Origin of the sequence: Tabrizicola sp. TH137 (assembly GCF_002855575.1) — a bacterium.
In the GTDB taxonomy this organism is placed as follows: Bacteria; Pseudomonadota; Alphaproteobacteria; order Rhodobacterales; family Rhodobacteraceae; genus Paragemmobacter.
This window is the reverse complement of the sequence record NZ_PKRQ01000012.1, coordinates 24,014-30,575: the sequence shown is the minus strand read 5'-3', so window position 1 is coordinate 30,575 and position 6,562 is coordinate 24,014. Positions and strand designations below refer to the sequence as shown.

Annotated in this window: 7 protein-coding genes and 1 pseudogene; all 8 read left to right on the top strand. The window is 62.0% G+C overall.

The annotated features are described in order from the left end of the window. Positions 1 to 298: 298 nt before the first annotated feature. The 8 genes and pseudogenes from C0V75_RS21295 (at position 299) to C0V75_RS21260 (ending at position 6,560) form a co-directional block, all read left to right on the top strand. The gene (locus C0V75_RS21295) at positions 299 to 964 is read left to right on the top strand and encodes a DUF3047 domain-containing protein (RefSeq protein WP_158241921.1); all 666 of its coding nucleotides are present in this window, start codon (positions 299 to 301) and stop codon (positions 962 to 964) included. 289 nt (positions 965 to 1,253) lie between these two features. Next, a complete protein-coding gene (locus C0V75_RS21290; protein WP_158241920.1) occupies positions 1,254 to 1,856 on the top strand; it encodes an RNA polymerase sigma factor in 603 nt (200 codons plus the stop codon). Between the two features lie 89 nt (positions 1,857 to 1,945). Then, a complete protein-coding gene (locus tag C0V75_RS21285; RefSeq protein WP_101922993.1) occupies positions 1,946 to 2,200 on the top strand; it encodes a zf-HC2 domain-containing protein in 255 nt (84 codons plus the stop codon). 23 nt (positions 2,201 to 2,223) lie between these two features. Then, on the top strand, positions 2,224 to 2,655 hold the full coding sequence (locus tag C0V75_RS21280) for a DUF6789 family protein (RefSeq protein ID WP_216821493.1): 432 nt from the start codon (positions 2,224 to 2,226) through the stop codon (positions 2,653 to 2,655). A 60-nt stretch (positions 2,656 to 2,715) separates the two neighbouring features. After that, positions 2,716 to 3,951, top strand: coding sequence for a bifunctional alpha/beta hydrolase/OsmC family protein (locus C0V75_RS21275; protein WP_101922991.1), 1,236 nt, complete (start codon positions 2,716 to 2,718; stop codon positions 3,949 to 3,951). Beyond that, complete coding sequence (locus C0V75_RS21270; protein WP_101922990.1) at positions 3,948 to 4,796, top strand: acetoacetate decarboxylase; 849 nt, start codon at positions 3,948 to 3,950, stop codon at positions 4,794 to 4,796. The genes C0V75_RS21275 and C0V75_RS21270 overlap by 4 nt, the downstream gene beginning before the upstream one ends. Further along, positions 4,709 to 5,490, top strand: a pseudogene (locus C0V75_RS21265) (3-hydroxybutyrate dehydrogenase). Before C0V75_RS21270 ends, C0V75_RS21265 begins: the two are co-directional and overlap by 88 nt. 47 nt (positions 5,491 to 5,537) lie before the next feature. After that, positions 5,538 to 6,560 carry a patatin-like phospholipase family protein gene (locus C0V75_RS21260; RefSeq protein ID WP_254216562.1) on the top strand — a complete coding sequence of 341 codons (1,023 nt, stop codon included), beginning with the start codon at positions 5,538 to 5,540 and terminating at the stop codon, positions 6,558 to 6,560. Positions 6,561 to 6,562 lie beyond the last annotated feature (2 nt).

Sequence of the window (6,562 nt, the reverse complement as noted above, 5' to 3'; positions counted from 1 at the left end):
GCGCTACGACAGATGCCCCAAGGTCTTCCTCTCCGCCGTCGCTCTCGCCGCAACAGTCATGTTCTGGCTATAATCCGAGAACGAGTCCTGACCCTAGTCGGCTTATCGGATATATCTGCGTCGCGTCGCATTCTTGTGTGCGAAATCATCGGTACTGTTGGTTTCGTATGAGGTCTTCACCTCTGGCAGACCAAAGCGTGACCCAGAACAGTCAAACTTCAGTGATGCTCACCGCCTTGTGCAGATGAACCGACGGCTCTTGCTGCATCTATATGCCCAGAGTGTTAGGAGAAATGCGATGCGGACAAAACTGAAGCCCAACTCGGTGATTGCGGCTGCACTGCTGCTGACGGTGGTACAGACCGAAAAGGTGGGCGCAGAGGATGTGGCCTTCACCGGCTGGACGCATCAGAAGTTCAGCTTGTTTGACGGCAATAGCTGGCGTCAGGCTGGCAGGGAACTGTCCGTCGAATCAGATGGAACAGTATCGCTGCTGTGGCAGGCCGTACCCAAGACCCTATGGCAGGCAAAAAGTGCCTCCTGGACGTGGAGTGTCGAGTTGGGAGTTCCACCAACCGACCTGTCGCTAAAGGGTGGGGATGATCGGAACTTGTCCCTTTACGTCATCTTCGCGCCGAAGGATGTCGCTGAAGCTACCGAAGGCATGGGAATTCGAAAGCTGCTGGAAAACCCCGATATCCGGGTTCTTATGTATGTATGGGGCGGGGCACATGTCCGTGGTGACGACCTGCCAAGTCCCTATCTGGGATCGCGGGGTAGGACGGTCGTTCTTCGACCTGCAGGACTTGGACAATACGATGAAACCGTCGATCTCCGTGCGGATCTTGGTCGCATACATGGTCGTGCAGACTTGGCGTTGATCGGCGTCGCGATCAGCTCAGACTCCGACGATACAGGGAGTCATATCAAGGCGCGAATGAGCGACCTTCGATTCTCCGAGTAGCACTATATGTCGCAAGTTTCATGCGAACGCCGATTGCTGGTGGATATTTCGTGCCGATCGGCGCGGAAGTCGCCCTGCCAAGGCTTCGGGCGCCGACCGGCATTGTCAATGTATGCAGGCATGGTGGCGTGATCCAACTCACCTCCTGTAAACTGCCCGTGAGCCATAGCCGACGCGCTTCTGTAACGAACCTCAAAAAGACTTGTGCCTGAGAATCTTCGCTAGACTTTCAGAACAGCCGTTCTGCAAACTGGCGAAAATCTTGCGTGAGGTCCCGATGAGAATGAACATGGCCGACGAGACTGCGCTTGTGGCACAGCTTGCGACGGGCGATAGGGCCGCGTTCGACTGCGTGTACCGCAAGCATAATGCATCTATGCTTAGGATGTGTGAGGGGATGATCCGCAATCGCGCCACATCCGAAGAGATCGTTCAGGATACATGGATTGCGGTTCTGAAAGGAATCGGCGGCTTCGAGGGTCGTTCTTCGCTGGCAGGCTGGATCTTTGCCATCCTGGTCAACAAGGCCCGCTCACGCGTCCAACGCGACGGGCGCATGATTTCCTTCGATGGCGAAGGCGAGGATGACGGGCTTGCCGCCGCGTTCGATGGGCGCGGGCGCTGGAAGGACATGCCGGACCTCTGGGAAACCTTGACGCCAGACCGGATCATCGAAGGCCGCAACATCATGGTGCATGTCTTGGCTGCAATTGACGCGTTACCGACGGCGCAACGCTCTGTCCTGATCCTGCGAGGGCAGCAGGATCTGGAGCCTGCCGAGGTCTGTTCGATCCTGAACATAACCGAGGGCAACATGCGCGTCCTTCTGCACAGGGCCCGGCTTTCGGTGCGAAAATCTCTGGACACCCTGCTTGCCGGCAAGAGATTGTAAGGACCGTTTGCAGATTTTCGATGTCGTCCTGTAACGGTCTGCCACTTTGTCAGTCTTACCGATGTGAAGCTTGAACGAGGAAGAACCCGATGCTGAGCTGCAAGGAAGTCGCCGAACGCGCGAGCGCCCTGATCGACAGGGAACTCGGGATGTTCGACCTGCTTCAGATGCGTTTGCATCTGGCGATGTGCAAAGGGTGTGATGCATTTATCCGGCAGATGCGCACGACGCGCGATCTGACGGCCGCGGTTCCGGTCGCCGATGATGAGCGGTCGGACGAGGTGGATGGGCGCATAACTGCGATCCTTGCCCAGCTTCACGACGGGAAGCAAACCGGCCACTGAGCCGCGTCGAACGGACCATGGAAATGACCGATTTCAAGGCCGGCCTCGTGGCCGGGTTCTCTGCGACTGCCGTCTTGTCGGCGATGATGGTCACCAAGTCGATGATGGGTGTCATGCCCGAACTTGACGTGATCCACATGCTGAGCGGGATGATGGGCGCGCCTGCCATCCTGGGCTGGCTGGCCCATTTCATGATCGGCACACTGGCCTGGGGCGGCGGGTTCGCGGTCCTTTACGGGGTAAGCCCGGGATCGGGCGCGGTGGGCAAGGGCATCCTTTTCGGCATCGCGGCCTGGTTGGGCATGATGGTGATGGTCATGCCGATGGCGGGGGCGGGCCTTTTCGGCATGGCCTTCGGGATCATGGCCCCGATGATGACGCTGATCCTCCACGTCGTCTTCGGCGCCGTTCTGGGCGCGGCCTATCAGGCGCAGGCCCGAGCCGCTCACGCCTGACAGACGCCGGGCAGGGAGGCCAATTCCTGCCCACATTCCATCCGACCAGGGAGCCTTGCCGTGAAAAGCGAAAAGATCACCTTTGACGGCCATTCCGGCGCGTCACTTGCGGCGCGGCTTGATCTGCCAGCCAGTCCGGTCCGGGCGGCTGCGATCCTGGCGCATTGCTTTACCTGCTCGAAGGACATCGCCGCCGCGCGGCGCATCTCGGGGCGGCTGGCCGCGCTTGGCATCGCCGTGCTGCGGTTCGACTTCTCCGGCCTTGGCCATTCCGGCGGCGAGTTTGCGAACACGAGCTTCAGCTCGAACGTCGCCGACCTGAAGGCGGCTTTCAGCTACATGCAGTCGCGCGGCCTGCCGGTTCAGCTCTTGATCGTGCACTCGCTTGGCGGTGCGGCGGTGATCAAGGCCGCGCCAGATCTTGTCGGGCTGCGCGCGGTGGTCGCGATCGGCGCCCCAGCCGATCCGGCCCATGTCGCCCATAATTTCGGAGGCAAGCTAGAGGAGATCCGCCGGAACGGCAGCGCCGAGGTCACTCTGGCCGGGCGCAGCTTCGAGATCCGCAAGGACTTTCTCGACGACATCGCCGGAGCCTCGCTGGATGCGGTCCTGCCCAGGCTTGGGGCTGCGCTTCTGGTCATGCACGCGCCGCGCGACGCGGTGGTGGGGATCGACAATGCCGGGCGGTTGTTCGGCCTGGCGAAGCACCCCAAGAGTTTTGTCTCGCTGGATGATGCCGACCACCTGCTCAGCCGCGAGGAAGACGCCGAATACGCGGCCGAGGTCATCGCGTCGTGGTCGCGCCGCTACCTTTCCCTGCCGGCCGAGCCGATGCGGGCCGATGCCCCCGAGGGCGTCGTCCGGGTGTCCGAGGCCGAAGCGTCGGGCTTCCGGCAGGACATCGTCGTGGCGGGCCGGCATCAGATGATCGCCGACGAGCCGGTCGACATGGGCGGCACGGATCTGGGTCCCAGCCCCTATCAACTGCTGGCCGCCGGGCTTGGCGCCTGCACCACGATGACGATCCGGCTTTACGCCCGCCGCAAGGGCATTCCGCTGGGCCACGTGGCCTGCGACGTCAGCCATGACCGCTGCCACACCGAGGATTGCGAGGACTGCGACAAGGGGCAGGCGAAGGTCGATGTCTTTCGTCGCGTCATCCGGCTGGAAGGCGCGCTGAGCGACGACCAGCGCGCCTCCCTTCTGTCGATTGCCGACAAGTGCCCGGTCCACAAGACGCTGCACGGCCAGGCGATCATCCGCACCGAACTGCATGAAGCAGGGATCCCCGCATGACCCCGCAAGATATCCTCTCCCTGTCGGCCATGCCGCCCGCGAACCCAAGCTATCCGCGCGGCCCCTACCGGTTCCTGAACCGGGAATACCTGATCATCACCTACGAGACCGACCTCGAGGCGATCAGGGCGATCGTGCCCGAGCCGCTGGAGCCGGACGGTTCGGGCCAAGTCCACTACGAATGGATCGCCATGCCCGACAGTTCGGGCTTTGGCTCCTATCACGAATCCGACCTTGTCATCCCCTGCACCTTTCGCGGCGAGCCGGTCAACTACACCGCGATGATGTTCCTGAATGATGAACCCCCCATCAGTGCGGGACGCGAGATCTGGGGTTTTCCCAAACGCTGGGGCGAGCCGCGGCTTGAGGTGCGCGCCGACACGCTGACCGGAACGCTGGACTATGCGGGCGAACGCGTGGCGATGGGCACCATAACCTACAAGTACCAGGACCGCATGGCCCCGGACCCGACGAAGCGGGGCGCCCATCTGCGCAAGACCTCGGTCAATCTCAAGATCATTCCCTGCGTCACCGGCGGCACGCGGATTGCCGAACTGGTCGCCTACAACCTGACCGACATTCACATGCACTTCCACTTTTCCGGCGCGACACGGCTGCACCTGATCCCGCATATCAACGCCCCGGTCGCGGATCTTCCGGTGCTACGGGTGATCGAGGGCCGGCACTTCAAGGCCGATCTGACGCTGCCCTATGGCCGCGTCATCCATGACTACCTTTCACCGACAGGAGCAAGTGAATTAGCGCGCGAAAAACAGCAGTCGTCACGGGGTCTTCCAGCGGCATCGGCCTTGGCATCGCCCGCGGCCTTGCGGCGACGTGCATGAACCTTGTCCTGAACGGGATCGAGCCCGAGGATCAGGTCGATCCGATCCGGAGCGCAATCGAGGCCGATTTCAGCGTGAAGGCGTGGTATGACCGGGCGAACCTGATGGAAGCGTCCGGCGTGCGCGATCTGATCGCGGCGGCGGATGAACGGTTCGGCAGCGTCGATGTGCTGGTCGACAATGCGGGCATCCAGTTCGTCTCTCCGGTCGAAGAATTCCCGGACGAGAAATGGCAGGCAATCGTCAACCTGAACCTGTCGGCTGCCTTCTACGCGATCAAGGCTGTGGTCCCTGGGATGAAAAAAGCCGGTTGGGGCCGGATCATCAACATCGCCTCGGCGCATGGCCTTGTCGCCTCGCCGTTCAAGTCAGCCTATGTAGCGGCCAAGCACGGGATCGTCGGCTTGACCAAGACGGTGGCGCTAGAGGTGGCCGAGCATGGCATCACCGTCAATGCGATCTGTCCGGGCTATGTCTGGACACCCCTGGTGGAAAAGCAGATCCCCGACACGGCCAAAGCCCGCGGCATGACCGAAGATCAGGTCATCCGCGATGTCCTGCTGGCTGCACAGCCCACCAAGAATTCGCCACGATCGAGGAGATGGCGGCTCTTGCCGTCTTCCTGACCACCGACGGGGCAGCCTCCATCACCGGCACGGCACTGCCTGTCGATGGCGGCTGGACGGCAGACTGATGGCACAGGAAAAGAAAAACCCGACAGTACGCGCCCAGACCAAGCGCGTGAACCTAGCCCTTCAAGGGGGCGGGGCGCATGGCGCATTCACCTGGGGTGTGCTGGACCGGATCCTCGAAGACGGCCGTCTGGACATCGCCGCCATTTCCGGCACCTCCGCCGGGGCGATGAATGCCGTGGCGCTGGCCGACGGCTTCACTGCGGGCGGACCGGACAGGGCGCGGGAAAAGCTGGAGCACTTCTGGCGGTCGATCAGCGATGCTGCCCGCCATTCGCCGATCCGCCGCGCGCCGATCGACGTGATGATGGGGTATTGGAGCCTGGAACGCTCACCGGGCTATCAGTGGATGGACATGATGACGCGCATGTTCTCGCCCTACCAGCTCAACCCGTTGGACCTGAACCCATTGCGCGACCTGGTAGAGGAATGCATCGACTTCGACTGCGTCCGGCACTGCACCGGCATCCGCCTGTTCATCTCGGCCACCAATGTCGAGACCGGGCGCGTTCAGGTGTTCGACCGCCGCTCGCTAACGGCGGACATGGTCATGGCCTCAGCCTGCCTGCCACATCTTTACAAGGCGGTGGTGATCGACGGGGTGCCCTATTGGGATGGCGGCTACATGGGCAATCCTGCGCTGTTCCCGTTCCACACCGAAAGCGACACCGCCGACACGATCATCGTGCAGATCAACCCGGTCGAGCGGAAAGGCGTTCCGATGAGCGCCCATGACATCCAGAACCGGCTGAACGAGATCACCTTCAACAGCAGCCTTTTGAAGGAGCTGCGGTCGATCGACTTCGTCGCCCGGCTGATCGACGAAGGCAAGCTGGACCCGCACCACTATCGCCGGGCGCATGTCCATGTGATCGAGAACCAGAATGCGCTGCGACCGCTTGGGGCCTCGTCCAAGCTCAATGCCGAATGGGAGTTTCTGACCCACCTGCGCGATCTTGGCCGCGAGACGGCGCGAGACTGGATCGACCGGCATCATGCCGACATCGGCGAACGCAGCACGGTCGATCTGCGCGCGATGTTCCAGGGCATCGGGCCGCAGCATCAGGGGTAGGC

What these genes read in the sequence shown, in the direction of transcription:
- C0V75_RS21285 (WP_101922993.1), top strand. Translation starts at nt 1,946, where the DNA reads ATGCTGAGCTGCAAGGAAGTCGCCGAACGCGCGAGCGCCCTGATCGAC.
- C0V75_RS21290 (WP_158241920.1), top strand. Translation starts at nt 1,254, where the DNA reads ATGGCCGACGAGACTGCGCTTGTGGCACAGCTTGCGACGGGCGATAGG.
- C0V75_RS21280 (WP_216821493.1), top strand. Translation starts at nt 2,224, where the DNA reads ATGACCGATTTCAAGGCCGGCCTCGTGGCCGGGTTCTCTGCGACTGCC.
- C0V75_RS21295 (WP_158241921.1), top strand. Translation starts at nt 299, where the DNA reads ATGCGGACAAAACTGAAGCCCAACTCGGTGATTGCGGCTGCACTGCTG.
- C0V75_RS21270 (WP_101922990.1), top strand. Translation starts at nt 3,948, where the DNA reads ATGACCCCGCAAGATATCCTCTCCCTGTCGGCCATGCCGCCCGCGAAC.